Source organism: Corynebacterium kalidii (assembly GCF_022869005.1).
In the GTDB taxonomy this organism is placed as follows: domain Bacteria; phylum Actinomycetota; class Actinomycetes; order Mycobacteriales; family Mycobacteriaceae; genus Corynebacterium; species Corynebacterium kalidii.
The window spans coordinates 97,754-113,582 of sequence record NZ_JALIEA010000011.1 but is presented as its reverse complement, the minus strand read 5'-3'; the positions used below and the strand labels follow the sequence as shown (position 1 = coordinate 113,582).

At 66.2% G+C, this 15,829-nt stretch carries 12 protein-coding genes; 1 reads left to right on the top strand and 11 read right to left on the bottom strand.

The window, feature by feature from the left end; genetic code table 11:
• Positions 1-113: 113 nt before the first annotated feature.
• The 7 genes from rpsG to rplJ all read right to left on the bottom strand — a co-directional run bounded on the left by rpsG (position 114) and on the right by rplJ (position 11,611).
• The gene (gene rpsG, locus MUN33_RS03620) at positions 114-584 is read right to left on the bottom strand and encodes a 30S ribosomal protein S7 (protein WP_244803553.1); all 471 of its coding nucleotides are present in this window, start codon (positions 582-584) and stop codon (positions 114-116) included.
• Between the two features lie 3 nt (positions 585-587).
• A complete protein-coding gene (gene rpsL, locus MUN33_RS03615) occupies positions 588-959 on the bottom strand; it encodes a 30S ribosomal protein S12 (RefSeq protein ID WP_244803552.1) in 372 nt (123 codons plus the stop codon).
• 499 nt (positions 960-1,458) lie between these two features.
• Positions 1,459-5,430, bottom strand: coding sequence for a DNA-directed RNA polymerase subunit beta' (locus MUN33_RS03610; protein WP_244803551.1), 3,972 nt, complete (start codon positions 5,428-5,430; stop codon positions 1,459-1,461).
• Between the two features lie 86 nt (positions 5,431-5,516).
• A complete protein-coding gene (gene rpoB / locus MUN33_RS03605; protein WP_244803550.1) occupies positions 5,517-9,011 on the bottom strand; it encodes a DNA-directed RNA polymerase subunit beta in 3,495 nt (1,164 codons plus the stop codon).
• A 455-nt stretch (positions 9,012-9,466) separates the two neighbouring features.
• A complete protein-coding gene (locus tag MUN33_RS03600) occupies positions 9,467-10,507 on the bottom strand; it encodes a PorA family protein (protein WP_244803549.1) in 1,041 nt (346 codons plus the stop codon).
• Positions 10,508-10,628: 121 nt separating this feature from the next.
• The gene (rplL, locus tag MUN33_RS03595; RefSeq protein WP_244803548.1) at positions 10,629-11,012 is read right to left on the bottom strand and encodes a 50S ribosomal protein L7/L12; all 384 of its coding nucleotides are present in this window, start codon (positions 11,010-11,012) and stop codon (positions 10,629-10,631) included.
• Positions 11,013-11,092: 80 nt separating this feature from the next.
• Complete coding sequence (gene rplJ / locus MUN33_RS03590) at positions 11,093-11,611, bottom strand: 50S ribosomal protein L10 (RefSeq protein WP_244803547.1); 519 nt, start codon at positions 11,609-11,611, stop codon at positions 11,093-11,095.
• Positions 11,612-12,011: 400 nt separating this feature from the next.
• Between rplJ and MUN33_RS03585 the strand changes: the two genes are divergently transcribed.
• Positions 12,012-12,989 carry an esterase/lipase family protein gene (locus tag MUN33_RS03585; protein ID WP_244803546.1) on the top strand — a complete coding sequence of 326 codons (978 nt, stop codon included), beginning with the start codon at positions 12,012-12,014 and terminating at the stop codon, positions 12,987-12,989.
• A gap of 87 nt (positions 12,990-13,076) precedes the next feature.
• Here MUN33_RS03585 and rplA read toward each other — a convergent pair whose 3' ends face one another.
• The 4 genes from rplA to secE form a co-directional block, all read right to left on the bottom strand.
• Complete coding sequence (gene rplA, locus MUN33_RS03580; protein WP_244803545.1) at positions 13,077-13,790, bottom strand: 50S ribosomal protein L1; 714 nt, start codon at positions 13,788-13,790, stop codon at positions 13,077-13,079.
• 81 nt (positions 13,791-13,871) lie between these two features.
• Entirely contained in the window at positions 13,872-14,315 is a 444-nt protein-coding gene (rplK, locus tag MUN33_RS03575; RefSeq protein ID WP_244803544.1) for a 50S ribosomal protein L11, read from the bottom strand.
• Between the two features lie 153 nt (positions 14,316-14,468).
• A complete protein-coding gene (nusG, locus tag MUN33_RS03570; protein WP_244803934.1) occupies positions 14,469-15,296 on the bottom strand; it encodes a transcription termination/antitermination protein NusG in 828 nt (275 codons plus the stop codon).
• 155 nt (positions 15,297-15,451) lie between these two features.
• Positions 15,452-15,787, bottom strand: coding sequence for a preprotein translocase subunit SecE (gene secE / locus MUN33_RS03565; protein WP_244803543.1), 336 nt, complete (start codon positions 15,785-15,787; stop codon positions 15,452-15,454).
• Between the last annotated feature and the right edge of the window lie 42 nt (positions 15,788-15,829).

Here is a 15,829-nt window from a genome sequence, read left to right as displayed (position 1 = left end):
TCTATTCCCTCGATGTAGTCGGAATGTCGTAGATGATTGTGTCATCGACCGGGCAACCACGCAGGTTCTACACCGGCCGGGGAGGGGCCTGCCGACGGCAGGCCCCTCTCAGGTCACCAGCGGTAGTGGGCGAAGGCGCGGTTGGCCTCGGCCATCTTGTGGGTGTCCTCACGACGCTTGACGGAGGCACCGAGACCGTTGGAGGCGTCCAGGATCTCGTTGGCGAGACGCTCGGTCATGGTGTTCTCACGACGCTGGCGGGTGAAAGTGACCAGCCAACGCAGCGCCAGGGTGGTGGAGCGGCCGGGGCGAACCTCGACCGGGACCTGGTAGGTTGCGCCACCGACACGACGGGAGCGGACCTCGAGGGCCGGCTTGACGTTGTCGAGGGCCTTCTTCAGGGTGAGGACCGGGTCGGTGCCGGTCTTCTCGCGGCAGACCTCGAGGGCGCTGTAGACGATGCGCTCGGCGGTCGACTTCTTGCCGTCCAGCAGGACCTTGTTGACCAGCTGGGAGACGATGACGTCGTCGTAGACCGGATCCTTGACGACGGGGCGTGCGGGTGCGGGACCTTTACGAGGCATTGACTACTTCTCCTTCTTCGCGCCGTAGCGGGAACGGGCCTGCTTGCGGTCCTTGACACCCTGGGTGTCGAGGGAGCCACGGACGATCTTGTAACGGACACCCGGGAGGTCCTTCACACGACCGCCGCGGACGAGCACCATGGAGTGCTCCTGGAGGTTGTGGCCCTCGCCGGGGATGTAGGCGGAAACCTCGATACCGGAGGTCAGGCGCACACGGGCGACCTTACGGAGAGCCGAGTTCGGCTTCTTGGGGGTGGTGGTGTACACGCGGGTGCACACGCCACGACGCTGCGGCGAACCCTTCAGGGCGGCCGTGGCAACCTTCACGGTCTTGTCGTGGCGGCCCTTGCGGACCAGCTGCTGGATAGTAGGCATAAACCGACTTTCTGCTTGTTCGTGTCCTGCCGTGACCCCGGGTTCTTCCGGTACGCTGCCGGCGGACCCTCGTGGTCGGACGAGACCTTCTTCGAGATCATTTCCCTGCTGTTCACGAGCGTCTTTGTTTTGAACGTGCCGAAACCCCTCAGCCGCTCTCGCTGGCCTACGGGGTAGAAGTTCATATCGGCCGGAACGACCGGCAGACGCGTCCTGATAAGTGGGACTGTGGTTTGACACTACCCGACACGCGCGAATCAACCAAATCATTACGGTAGGGGCGGCATTCCGGCAACCGCCGTGGGTGATACGACCGTATAGGACAGTCTTCCCTGGCCAGCACGCCCGCGGGGCGCGCCGCCGCGGACAGATCCACAGCCGACACATCGATGGTACATCCGTAACACCGGTGCCTCTCCCCCACGGAAAAACCCTGGGCCCGGATCCTCGACAGGATCCGGGCCCAGGGTCTGCTCACCTCGGCGGCTGGGACAGTCCCCTAGCTGAGGTCGATATCGTCGAGCGGAACGGCGGCACCGGTGAACTCCCCGTAGGAGTCGTCACCGTAGAAACCGTCGCCGAAGGTGGACGGCAGCTGGTAGGCCGCGGCACGTGCCTCCTCGGTCGGCTCCACGGCGATGTTGCGGTACTTCGAGATACCGGTACCGGCCGGGATGAGCTTACCGATGATCACGTTCTCCTTCAGGCCGATGAGCTTGTCGGAGCGCTTGTTGATCGCGGCGTCGGTGAGGACACGGGTCGTCTCCTGGAAGGAGGCGGCCGACAGCCACGAATCCGTGGCCAGCGACGCCTTGGTGATACCCATGATCTCGGCACGCACCTCGACCGGACGGCCACCGGTCTGCACCGCGGCCTTCGACGCGGCGACCGCGTCGGCGTGGTCGACCAGGGAGCCCGGCAGGTACTCCGTCGAACCGGAGTCGATGACCGTGACCCGGCGCAGCATCTGCCGCACGATGATCTCGATGTGCTTGTCGTGGATGGCCACACCCTGGTCGCGGTAGACCTTCTGGACCTCGTTGATCAGGTGCTGCTGGACGCCGCGACGTCCCATCACGCGGAGAACCTCGTGCGGGTCAGCGGAGCCCTTGAGCAGCTGCTGACCGCGGACGACGGAGTCGCCGTCCTTGATCTGGCGCTCGTAGTCGCCGACCTTGATGACGGCCAGACCCTGACGCTTCGACAGCTTCTCGTACACGACCTCGTCCGAGCCGTCGGCCGGGATGATGGTCAGCGTGTAGAAGTTGTCGTCGTCCTCGATACGGACCTTGCCGTCGACCGACGCGATCGGTGCCTTGGCCTTCGGGACACGGGCCTCGAAGAGCTCCTGGACACGGGGCAGACCGCCGGTGATGTCTCCACCGACACCACCCTGGTGGAACGTACGCATCGTCAGCTGGGTACCCGGCTCACCGATGGACTGGGCGGCGACGATACCGACGGCCTCGCCGATGTCGACCTTCTTACCCGTGGCCATGGAACGGCCGTAGCACGTGGCACACACACCGGTGGCGGTGTCACAGGTCATGACCGAGCGGACCTTGAGGGTCCGCACACCGGCGTCGACGAGACGCTGGATCTCGGGGTCACCGAGGTCCTCGCCGGCGGCGATGATGACGTTGCCGGCGGCGTCCACGGCATCGGCGGCGAGGAAGCGGCCGGTCGCGGCCGTCTCCACGAACTCCGCGCGACGGAAGCGCCCGGTCTCGTTGCCCTCGGCGTCCAGCACCGGCTCGGCCAACGGGATCGTGACGCCCTTGGAGGTGTCGCAGTCGTCCTCGCGGACGATGACGTCCTGGGCCACGTCCACCAGACGACGGGTCAAGTAACCCGAGTCGGCGGTACGCAGTGCCGTATCGGCCAGACCCTTACGGGAACCGTGGGAGTTGTTGAAGTACTCCAGCACCGAGAGGCCTTCGCGGAAGGAGGTCTTGATCGGACGCGTGATGTAGTCACCACGCGAGTTCGTGACCATGCCCTTCATGCCGGCCAGCGTCCAGATCTGACGCATGTTGCCAGCCGCGCCGGACTTCACGATCATCGGGATCGGGTTGTCGTCCGGGTACAGCTTCTCGACGGACTCACCGACGAAGTCGGTGGCTTCCTTCCACAGGTCGACCAGGGAGTTGTAGCGCTCGGTCGCGTTGATCTTGCCGCGTGCCATCTTCTTCTCGATGACGCGGGCACGCTCCTCGTAGCGGTCCAGGATCTCCTTCTTGTTCGGCAGGACCAGCACGTCGTGCATGGTGATGGTCACGCCGGAGCGGGTCGCCCAGTAGAAACCGGCGTCCTTCAGCTTGTCCACGGTCTGCGCGACCGTGATCATCGGGTACTTCGCGGCGAGGTCGTTGATGACCGCGGCCTGCGGCTTCTTGGCCATGACGTCGTCGACGAAGGGGTAGTTCCACGGCAGGAGCTCGTTGAAGAGCACACGGCCCAGGGTCGTCTCCGCGAGCCAGACCTGGCCCTTCTGCCAACCGTCGGGGAACTGCTCCGCCTCGACGTCCTCCGGCGGGCGGAGGTGGTCGATGCGGACCTTGATCGGTGCCTGCAGACCCAGGACACCACGGTCGCGGGCCATGATGGCCTCGGCGAGCGTCGAGTAGACGCCACGCTCCGGACCGTTCTCGTCGGCGGGACGGTACGCGCCCTGGCCGCCGATCTCGTCCTCCTTCTTCTCCAGCGTCAGGAAGTACAGACCGGTGACCATGTCCAGACGCGGCATGGCCAGCGGCTTACCCGAGGCCGGGGAGAGGATGTTGTTCGAGGCGAGCATGAGGATACGTGCCTCGGCCTGCGCCTCGTCGGACAGCGGCAGGTGCACGGCCATCTGGTCACCGTCGAAGTCGGCGTTGAAGGCCTCACAGGCCAGCGGGTGCAGCTGGATGGCCTTACCCTCGACGAGCACGGGCTCGAAGGCCTGGATACCCAGACGGTGCAGGGTGGGCGCACGGTTCAGCATCACCGGGTGCTCGGCGATGGCGTCCTCGAGCACGTCCCACACCTCGGGACGCTGGCGCTCCACCATCCGCTTGGCGGACTTGATGTTCTGCGCGTAGGACTTCTCGACCAGTCGCTTCATCACGAACGGCTTGAACAGCTCCAGCGCCATCTGCTTCGGCAGACCACACTGGTGCAGCTTCAGCTGCGGACCGACGATGATCACCGAACGGCCGGAGTAGTCGACACGCTTACCCAGCAGGTTCTGACGGAAACGACCCTGCTTGCCCTTGAGCAGGTCGGACAGCGACTTCAGCGGACGGTTGCCCGGTCCGGTGACCGGACGGCCGCGGCGGCCGTTGTCGAACAGCGCGTCGACGGACTCCTGCAGCATGCGCTTCTCGTTGTTCACGATGATCTCGGGGGCGCCGAGGTCGAGCATGCGCTTGAGGCGGTTGTTGCGGTTGATCACACGACGGTAGAGGTCGTTGAGGTCGGAGGTGGCGAAACGGCCACCGTCGAGCTGCACCATCGGACGCAGCTCCGGCGGGATCACCGGGACGGCGTCCAGGACCATGCCGGCCGGGTCGTTGCCGGAACGCAGGAACGCCGCGACGACCTTCAGCCGCTTCAGCGCGCGCAGCTTCTTCTGGCCCTTGCCGTCACGGATGACCTCACGGAGCTTCTCCGCCTCGGCCTCGAGGTCGAAGGAGCGGATGAGGGTCTGGATCGACTCCGCGCCCATGCCGCCGGTGAAGTAGTCCTCGTAGCGGTCGATGAGCTCGGTGTAGATGCCCTCGTCCACGATCATCTGCTTCGGGGCGAGCTTGACGAAGGTGTTCCAGATCTCGTCGAGGCGCTCGACCTCACGCTCGGCACGCTCACGGATGTGGCGCATCTCGCGCTCGGCGGCGGTCTGGACCTTACGCTTCGCGTCGGCCTTCGCACCGGCTGCCTCGAGCTCGGCCAGGTCGGCCTCGAGCTTCTCGGAGCGCTCGGCGAGATCGGCGTCGCGCTCGTTCTCGACCTCCTTCTTCTCGACCAGCATCTCGGCCTCGAGGGTGGTCTGGTCGTTGTGGCGACCTTCCTCGTCGACGGAGGTGATGATGTTCGCCGCGAAGTAGATGATCTTCTCGAGATCCTTCGGGGCGAGGTCGAGCAGGTAGCCGAGACGCGACGGGACACCCTTGAAGTACCAGATGTGGGTGACCGGGGCGGCCAGCTCCACGTGGCCCATGCGCTCACGACGCACCTTGGCCTTGGTCACCTCGACGCCGCAGCGCTCACAGATGATGCCCTTGTAGCGCACACGCTTGTACTTGCCGCAGGCGCATTCCCAGTCGCGGGTCGGCCCGAAGATCCGCTCGCAGAACAGACCGTCCTTCTCGGGCTTCAGGGTGCGGTAGTTGATGGTCTCCGGCTTCTTGACCTCGCCGTGTGACCAACGACGGATGTCGTCGGCGGTCGCGAGACCGATACGCAGTTCGTCAAAGAAGTTGACGTCCAGCACGTGGACTCCCTTTCCCCTCCGTCTTCATACGGAGGGCGGTAGTGCGGGTGGTGCAGTGAAAAAAGGTCGTTGTCTGGTGGTGGGGGCTATCCCACGTCGCTGTCGGCGTCCGGACGCTCGTCCCTCGACAGGTTGATGCCCAGGGCCGCGTTCGCGTGGTCCAGTTCATCGTCGTCCGTGGAGCTCAGCTCCATCGGCGAGCCGTCGGCCGCGAGCACCTCGACGTTGAGGCACAGCGACTGCAGCTCCTTGAGGAGGACCTTGAACGACTCCGGGATACCCGGGTCCGGGATGTTCTCGCCCTTGACGATGGCCTCGTAGACCTTGACACGGCCGACGATGTCGTCCGACTTGATGGTCAGCAGCTCCTGCAGGGTATAGGCGGCACCGTAGGCCTGCATGGCCCACACCTCCATCTCACCGAAGCGCTGTCCACCGAACTGCGCCTTACCACCGAGCGGCTGCTGGGTGATCATCGAGTACGGACCGGTGGAACGTGCGTGGATCTTCTCGTCGACCAGGTGGTGCAGCTTCAGCATGTACATGTAGCCCACGGAGACCGGGTACGGGAACGGCTCACCGGAGCGGCCGTCGATGAGCTCGGCCTTGCCGTCGCCGTCGGTCAGGCGGATGCCGTCGCGGTTCGGGCGGACCGACTTCATCAGGCCGGACAGTTCCTCGTTGGTCGCACCGTCGAACACCGGGGTGGCGGTCAGCGAATCGGCCGGGACGTCGTAGAGGTCCTCGGGGAGGGTCTCCAGCATCGCCTGGACGGTCTCGTCGGCCGAGTCCGGGTCCACGGTCCAGCCGTTCTTCGCGAGCCAGCCCAGGTGGGTCTCGAGGACCTGACCGATGTTCATACGACGCGGCACACCGTGGGTGTTCAGCAGGATGTCGACCGGGGTACCGTCCGGCAGGAACGGCATGTCCTCGGCCGGCAGGATCTTGCCGACGACACCCTTGTTGCCGTGACGGCCGGCGAGCTTGTCGCCGTCCTGGATCTTGCGCTTCTGCGCCACGTACACGCGGACCATCTCGTTGACGCCCGGGGACAGGTCGTCGTCGTCCTCGCGGGAGAACACGCGGACACCGATGACCTTGCCGGTCTCGCCGTGGGGCACCTTCATGGAGGTGTCGCGGACCTCGCGGGCCTTCTCACCGAAGATGGCGCGCAGCAGGCGCTCCTCCGGCGTCAGCTCGGTCTCGCCCTTCGGGGTGACCTTGCCGACGAGGATGTCGCCGTCGCGGACGTCGGCACCGATACGGACGATACCGCGCTCGTCGAGGTCGGCCAGCACGTCCTCGCCCACGTTCGGGATGTCGCGCGTGATCTCCTCCGGCCCGAGCTTGGTGTCGCGGGCGTCGATCTCGTGCTCCTCAATGTGGATCGAGGTGAGGATGTCCTCCTCCACCATGCGCTGGTTGAGGATGATCGCGTCCTCGTAGTTGTGGCCCTCCCACGGCATGATCGCCACGAGCAGGTTGCGGCCCAGGGCCATCTCACCGTTGTCGGTACCGGGGCCGTCGGCGATGACCTGGCCGGCCTCGACACGGTCGCCCTGGCTGACCAGCGGCTTCTGGTTGTAGCAGGTGCCCTGGTTGGTGCGCTCGAACTTGCGCAGCATGTAGGTGTCACGCACCCCGTCGTCGTCCATGACGGTGATGTAGTCGGCGGAGACGAACTCCACTGCACCGGACTTCGGGGACACGATGACGTCGCCGGCGTCGTAGGCGGCGCGCTGCTCCATGCCGGTACCCACGAACGGGGCCTCGGCGCGCAGCAGCGGCACGGCCTGACGCTGCATGTTCGCGCCCATCAGGGCACGGTTGGCGTCGTCGTGCTCGAGGAAGGGGATCATCGCGGTCGCCACGGAGACCATCTGGCGCGGCGAGACGTCCATGTAGTCGACCTTGTCGGCCGGGACGACCTCGACGTCGCCGCCACGGAGGCGGACCTCGATCTGCTCCTCGGTGAACTGCTTGTCCGCGTTGTACGGGGTGTTCGCCTCGGCGATGATGTGGCGGTCTTCCTCGTCGGCGGTGAGGTAGTCGACCACGTCGGTGATCTGGCCGTTCTCCACGCGACGGTACGGCGTCTCGATGAAGCCGAAGGGGTTCACCCGGGCGTAGGACGCCAGGGAACCGATCAGACCGATGTTCGGGCCCTCAGGGGTCTCGATCGGGCACATACGGCCGTAGTGGGACGGGTGCACGTCGCGGACCTCGAGGCCGGCGCGCTCACGGGACAGACCACCCGGGCCGAGAGCGGACAGACGACGCTTGTTGGTCAGACCCGACAGCGAGTTGTTCTGGTCCATGAACTGGGACATCTGCGAGGTACCGAAGAACTCGCGGATGGCGGCGGAGACCGGACGGACGTTGATCAGGGACGTCGGGGTGATGGACTCCGCGTCCTGCGTGGTCATGCGCTCACGCACGACGCGCTCCATGCGGGACAGGCCCACCCGGATCTGGTTCTGGATCAGCTCGCCGACAGTGCGGACGCGACGGTTGCCGAAGTGGTCGATGTCGTCGACACCCAGCGGGATCTCCACGGACTCCGGAGAGACCATGCTCTTCTCACCGGCGTGCAGGCGCACCAGGTACTCGATGGTCGTCAGGATGTCCTGCTCGGTGAGGGTCATGGGGCCCTCGCCACCGCTGGCCAGGCCGAGCTTCCGGTTCACCTTGTAGCGGCCGACCTTCGCCAGGTCGTAGCGGCGGGAGTTGAAGAAGCTGTTCTCCAGCAGTGCCTGGGCCGAGTCGCGCGTGGGTGACTCACCCGGACGCTGCTTGCGGTAGATCTCCAGCAGCGCCTCGTCGGTGTTGGCGACGCCGTCCTTCTCCAGGGTCGACATCATGATCTCGGAGAAGCCGAACCGCTCGGTGATCTCCTCGGCGGTCAGGCCCAGTGCCTTGAGCAGGACGGTGACCGGCTGGCGACGCTTACGGTCGATACGCACACCGATGGTGTCCCGCTTGTCGACGTCGAACTCCAGCCACGCACCGCGCGACGGGATCACCTTGACCGAGTGCAGCGGACGCTCGGTGCCCGGGTCGATCGACTCGTCGAAGTAGACGCCCGGGGAACGGACGAGCTGGGAGACCACGACGCGCTCGGTGCCGTTGATGATGAAGGTGCCCTTGTCCGTCATCATCGGGAAGTCGCCGATGAAGACGGTCTGGCTCTTGATCTCGCCGGAGGTGGCGTTGGTGAACTCCGCGGTGACGTACAGCGGAGCCGAGTAGTTGATGTCCTTGTCCTTGCACTCGTCGACGGTGTTCTTCACGTCGTCGAAGCGCGGCTCGGACAGGACCAGGGACATGTTCTCCGAGTAGTCCTCGACAGGGGACAGCTCTTCGAGGATGTCCTCGAGACCGGAGGTGATACGAACGCCCTCCCCGGCCTCGGCCTGCTTGCGGGCGCGCCACTGCGGCGTGCCGACGAGCCAGGCGAAAGAGTCCCTCTGAATGTCGAGAAGACCGGGAACCTCGATCGGGGCGTCGATCTTCGCGAACGAGTGACGTTGCGAAGCTCCGGGAATTCCCGGGGTGGAACTGGTCAGGCGGGAGACTGCCAAGATGGGGTCCTTCCAGCACCTCACGTGCCTGCCGGGAGCCGGATCCGATGGACGGGCCCGGGCGGTGGCCGGCACGGTTGCTATGAGCGTACGGTCTGCGGTGGTCTGTGGAAATCTGTGGGGTTCTGTGGGGGTCGACGTCGGCCGGGTCAGCTGCGGACCAGTGTCCGGAAACAACTGATCGACCTTGTCAAGTTGCCGGTCCGGTCCGGGTCGGCGTGGTCGGGCACCCTGGCTTTCCGCCGTGCCGTGACCATGTCGATCCCCTCCGTACCATCGCTCATCAAGGTCGTGTCCTGCTGTTTTCTTACCGTGGCCGGACGTCAATCCAGCGCAACGATCGATCGTATATCAACGGCGCGCGGATGTCCACCCCTAGAGCACCCCGACGCGCCCTCCCCGCGGCCCCTGCCGCACCGGGCGGGCCGCCCGTTCTCCTCCTTCAGCGGCTGCGGCTACTCGCCCGCCTGCGCCGGTCCAGACCGCTGGACGCGCTGTGGCCTCAGGGCCACCACCGCCGAACCGAGTGCCACGATAGCACCCGTGACGGTGAGCACAATACCCCATCCACGTGTCGGCCGGTCGTGTCCGATCTTCTCGGCCTGAACCAGCAGGTCATCACGTTCCGACTCCGGGGTGGCACCGTGGAAGGCGCTGAGCAGCTCCGGCTCCCCGGCGGCCGCCCCGTCGTCACCGTCTGAACCGTCTGCACCGTCCGTGCCGTCTGTGCCGTCGGGAACGTAGACGTCCTGGATGTCCTCGGTGACGGAGACGATCATCCCGCTGCGCGGCTCGACCCGGAACTCCTTGTAGCCGTTACGGTAGAGCGAGGACACTCCCCCCTCCCCCGTCGTCGACGTCGCCCGGTAGTACCCCGGGTTCGACTGCCGTACCGGTTCGTGGTCGAACTCCTGGCGGAAGACGTACACCTCGCTGCCGTCGACGTCCTCGGTCTGGACGAACTGTGCGGGGACGGCACGGCGCAGCAGGTTGTCGAACACCGGGTACTCCTGCTGGCCGGTGTTCCGCGGGAACGCCAGCCACTGTCCGTCCACCTCACCGGCCACCGCCGGTGTCGCCGGGGTGTCCGCGACCTTGGCGTCCCCCAGCGACGCGCCGGTGGTGCGGTCGACCCGGTACGTCCAGACCTCCGCGTCGAGCAGGGCGGCGTCACCGTCGCGGTCGCCACGCACCGACGTGACCCCGACGGTCGCCGCCGCGGACGTCCTGTCCGCCGGCTCCCCCAGGGACACCGCGTAGGTCTTCGTCACCGGTGCGGTGACCGGGTCGGGTGCCGCGGCGTCGCCGTCCTCCCCCGCCAGGTAGGACGGTCCGATCCGCGCCCGGTCGTCCTGCAACGTCAACTGCGTTTCGCTCAGCTCCAACGGGACGGGTCGCTCGGGTGGCACCAGCAGGGGCAGTGCGATACCGACGGCGAGCAGGATGCACCCCAGCCCGAGTGTGAGGACAGCGGCGACGCGGGATCTCGGAAGCATGCGGACCATCGTAGTGCCCGTGCCGGCGCAGGTCCGCAACGACGACAACACCCCCGCCACGGACGTCTCGTGAACGTCCCTGACGGGGGTGGTGAAAGGTACGGCGTGAGCCGTGGCCCTCTTACTTGAGGGAAACCTTGGCGCCGGCCTCTTCGAGCTTGGCCTTGGCAGCCTCGGCGTCGTCCTTGGAAGCAGCCTCGAGCAGAGCCTTCGGTGCGCCCTCGACGAGCTCCTTGGCCTCCTTCAGACCCAGGCCGGAGACGATCTCGCGGACAACCTTGATCACGCCGATCTTCTTGGCGCCGGCGTCCTCGAGGACGACGTCGAACTCGTCCTTCTCTTCCTCGGCGGGAGCAGCGGCAGCACCGGGGGCGGCGACAGCGGCGACCGGAGCGGCAGCGGTGACGTCGAAGGTGTCCTCGAAGAGCTTGACGAACTCAGAGAGCTCGATCAGGGTCATCTCCTTGAAGGCTTCGAGCAGTTCGTCGTTGGTGAACTTAGCCATGTCGGCTTCCTTTCTTTGTCCCACCCACTACCGGGGCGGGGACGTTGTTAATGCGTATGGGGGTTAAGCAGCCTGACGGGTCAGGCAGCTTCCTTCTTCTCCTGGAGCGCGGCGGTGAGCCGTGCAACCTGGGATGCCGGAGCGTTGAACAGGCCCGCGGCCTTGCTGAGGGAGCCCTGCAGGGCGCCGGCCAGCTTGGCCAGGGTGGTCTCGCGGTTGTCCAAATCGGCGATTGCCTCAACCTGGGCTGCGGACAGCGGGTTGCCGTCCATGTTGCCGCCCTTGATCACGAGTGCCTTGTGATCCGCGCCGAACTTCTTGAACGCCTTGGCGGCGTCGACTGCCTCACCCTCGATGAAGGCGATGGCGGTCGGTCCGGTGAGCAGTTCATCAGCGATCTCGACGCCGGCCTGCTTGGCGGCCAGCTTGATCATGGTGTTCTTGGCGACGGAGTAGGTGACCTCGGAACCCAGGGCCTTGCGCAGCTCGGTCGTCTCGGCGACGGTCAGGCCGCGGTACTCGGTGAGCACCGTGGCGCTGGCGTTCTCGAAACGTGCGGTGAGCTCCGCAACGGATGCGGTGTTCTTTGCGTTTGCCATACTCTCGCCTCCTTCCTGATGTCTGTCGGTGGTACGACCGGACGGTGTCTGAAAACCCCTCACGACACAGACAGTGACGCCCCGTGCACAGGGCACGGGGCGTGGAGGCGACGATCCCGGACCCCGGGGAGGTCGGCGTCGCTCGACGTGTTCCGTGTTTCCCTGCGTAGGTCGCCATCGCCGTGACTGGTGATGGTCCTTCGTCCGTCTCCCCCGGTGCTGCCCGGTGAAGACGTCAACCGACGGTCTCCGGTGAAACTTGAACGTTCGCGGGTCACCCCGCGATCAAACTTCTCGCCTCACTATAGACCCGACTTCCGCAGAGCCCAAATCCACGTGACGACGACGCGCACGTCCGAATACCGCCCCCACCCCCGGCAAGGCTAGTAGGTTCGGGAGAATGAGTTCACCGACGAATACTTCTCCAGTCACCGGCGCCCGGGGACACCGGTTCTTCCTCACGGCGTTCCTGAAGTCGTGGGGACACAGTGACCCCATGCCCGCCGGCGTCAACGACTGGGACACCCCCCTGTCCGAGGACCACCCCGTGCCCGTCGTCCTGCTGCACGGCACATGGATGAACGCCTACGGGACGTGGTCGATGATCGCGCCGGAGCTCATCTCCCGCGGCTACCGCGTCTTCGCCCTGAACTACGGGAGCACCGACGAGAGCTTCCTCGGACGACGTACCTGCTGTTTCGCCAACGGGGGCCTGCTCGACTCCTCCGTGGAGATCGCGGCGTTCATCGACACCGTCCTGGAACGCACCGGCGCACGACAGGTCGACGTGATCGGGCACTCGCAGGGAGGGGCGCAGGCCCGCCTGCTCGCCACCGGCCACGACGGCCGGTTCGCCGGTGACTCCCCGAAGATCAGGAACGTCATCGAGCTCGCCGGCTCCGGCCACGGCACGACGATGATGGGACTGGGCACCATGGCCGCCTGGCTGCGGGAGAAGCTGCGGGGGAAGGTCGACGTCTCCGCCGTCCTCCGGGCGGTCCTGGGCCAGTGCGCCGAGGACCAGATCGTCGGTTCCGACGTGGTCCAGCAGATCAACCGCCACGGAGACACGGTCCCCGGCGTGACGTTCACGATGATCAGCACCCGCTACGACGAGGTCGTCACGCCCTGGCGGACACAGTTCCTCGACCCCGGGGACGGCGCCACGGTGCACAACCACTGTGTCCAGTCTGACGGCAACGCCGGCGACTGGAGCGACCACCTGTCGGTGTGCTACTCCCCGCGGACGCTCGACCTCGTCCTGGAACGGCTGTCGGACAGCGACACGGGTGCCTCCGGTGCGTACCGTGCCGCCACACCCCACGTCGTCGCCCGTGTGCTGCCGGCCCTGGGCCAGATCGGGAAACGGGGCCGCTGACAGACGAAAACCGCCTCCCTGATGCCCGTCGGGACGGGGAGCAGGGAGGCGGTCGGGGTTCCCGGCGGTGCCGGGGACCGTGCGGGACTAGGCGTCTTCGCCGGTGAAGTTCTTCACGACGGTCGGGTCGACCTGGATTCCCGGGCTGTTCGTGGTCGCGATGGTGACCTTCTTGACGTAACGGCCCTTGGCTGCGGACGGCTTGACGCGGTACAGCTCGTCGAGCAGCGCGCCGTAGTTCTCGGCCAGAGCCTTCTCGTCGAAGGAGGCCTTGCCGATCATGGCGTGCAGGTTGGCTGCCTTGTCGACGCGGAAGGAGATCTTTCCGCCCTTGATCTCGGCGACAGCCTTGGCGACGTCGGTGGTGACGGTGCCGGTCTTCGGGTTCGGCATCAGACCACGCGGGCCCAGGACGCGGGCGACACGGCCGACCTTGGCCATCTGGTCCGGGGTGGCGATGGCGGCGTCGAAGTCCGTCCAGCCGCCCTGGATGCGCTCGATCAGCTCGGCGGTGCCGACAGCCTCGGCGCCGGCTTCCTCGGCGGCGGTGGCGTTCGGGCCCTCGGCGAAGACGATGACGCGGACGTTCTTACCCGTGCCGTTCGGCAGGGAGACGGTACCGCGGACCAGCTGGTCAGCCTTGCGGGGGTCGACACCCAGGCGGATCGCGACGTCGACGGTGGCGTCGTGGGTCTTGGAGGAGACCTCCTTGGCCAGCGTGACGGCCTCGATCGGGGTGTAGAGACGATCGGAGTCGATCTTCTCTGCGGCGGCGCGGTACGCCTTGGAGTTCTTGCTCATGGTACTGGTCCAATCAGTGGTTGTTGGAGTGTGGTTGACGGGCCGCAAGTGGCCCTGCCACAGGTGACGCCGGAGGTTGTCTTACTGGGCCGGCTGGTCGACGACGTCGATGCCCATGGAGCGGGCGGTGCCGGCGATGATGCGTGCACCGTTCTCCAGGTCGTTGGCGTTGATGTCCTCGAACTTGGTCTGCGCGATCTCGCGGCACTGTGCCCAGCTGACCTGGCCGACCTTCTCCGCGTGGGGGACGCCGGAGCCCTTCTGGATACCGGCGGCCTTCAGCAGCAGCTTCGCTGCCGGCGGGGTCTTCAGCTTGAAGTCGAAGGAGCGGTCCTCGTAGACCGTGATCTCGACGGGGATGACGTTGCCGCGTTGCGACTCGGTCGCGGCGTTGTACGCCTTGCAGAACTCCATGATGTTGACGCCGTGCGCACCGAGCGCCGGGCCGACCGGCGGTGCCGGGTTAGCGGCGCCTGCCTGGATCTGCAGCTTGATCAGGCCGGAGACCTTCTTCTTCTTCGCCATGGTTCACCTCTTCACGTGGTACCAGGTGTGTCGACCGTACGGGACGACCTCGCCCGTCCTATGGCGGGGACGAGCACACCTGTCCGGATGCCGGACTGGTTACCGGCCACCGGGTGGAATGTTCATGTGCTCGGGACGAGCAACGGTAAAACTCTAGTTGAGCTTCTCTACCTGGTCAAATGCCAGGTCAACCGGGGTCTCGCGGCCGAAGATGGAGACCAGGGCCTTGAGCTTGCTGTTGGCGGCGTCGATCTCGGAGATCGTCGCCGACACCGAGGCGAACGGGCCGGACAGGACCGTGACGGACTCCCCGACCTCGAAGTCGACCTCGACCTGGTCGCCGAGCGGCGTCGGGGCCATGGCGACACCGGTGTCGCTGACGTCCACGGAGGCGCCGGCCTCGGCCTCGTCCTGGGCGGCGGGTGCGGTGGCGGTCTCCGGCGGGAGGAGGAACTTGGCGACCTCGCGGATCTTCACCGGAGTGGGCTTGCCCTCGTTGCCCACGAAGGAGGTGACGCCCGGGGTGTCGCGGATGACGGACCAGGAGGCGTCGTCCAGCTCGATACGCACCAGGACGTAGCCCGGCAGGAGCTTGCGCTTGACGCGCTTACGCTTGCCGTCCTTGAGCTCGGTGATCTCCTCGATCGGGACGACGACCTCGTGGATCTGCTCGTCGACGCCCAAGGTCTGGGCACGCATCTCGAGGTTGGTCTTCACCTTGTTCTCGTAGCCCGAGTAGCACTGGATGATGTACCAGTCGCCGTCGAGCTTCTTCAGCGCCCGCATGAACTCGCGCAGGCGGGTACGGTACGCCGCCATCGCGGCGTCCTCGGGGCTCTGCTCGGCGGCGGGCGCGTCGGCCACAGCCTCGATGGACGGGGTGGTGTCACCGAGTTCGCTCACCGCCTGCTGCACGTCGTTGTGCGCGGCCGCAGCGAGGCCTTCCGCCGTGCTGCTGTCGAGGTTGTTCTCGTCACTCATGGGTTGGTTCATCTCCCTGATGGTACTGACGCTGGGGTCGGGGTCGTTCGTGGTCCGGCTTTCTCATCCGCGGGTCGCCGTACTGTGCCCCGCATGAAAAATCCGCCTCGCCGGAGGGGCGGAGGCGGTGGATACTGCGGTCGATCATAGCACGGTCAGAGGCCGAACATGAACTCCAGACCTTCGCCGGCCAGCAGGTCGACCACGGTGCACATCGCCGTGATGGCGACGAGGAAGACGATGGTCACAATCGAGTAGGTGACCATTTCACGGCCCGTGGGCCAGATGACCTTCTTGACCTCCGAGCCCACGGAGCGCGGGAACGCCAGGGCACGGTTGCCGCCGGAGCTCGCGCCGTCGACGTCGGCGACCTTGGCGGAAGCACGGTTGCCCTGGTCTGCGGTGTTCCCTTCCCCGCTGACCTGACGCTTGCCGGACGGACGCAACGGACCGCCGGCGGAACCGACTTCGTTGTTCTTCTCGTCACTCACGTGATCTACAGCTCCTCGGAATATGGGAAACCCCGGGTCTGC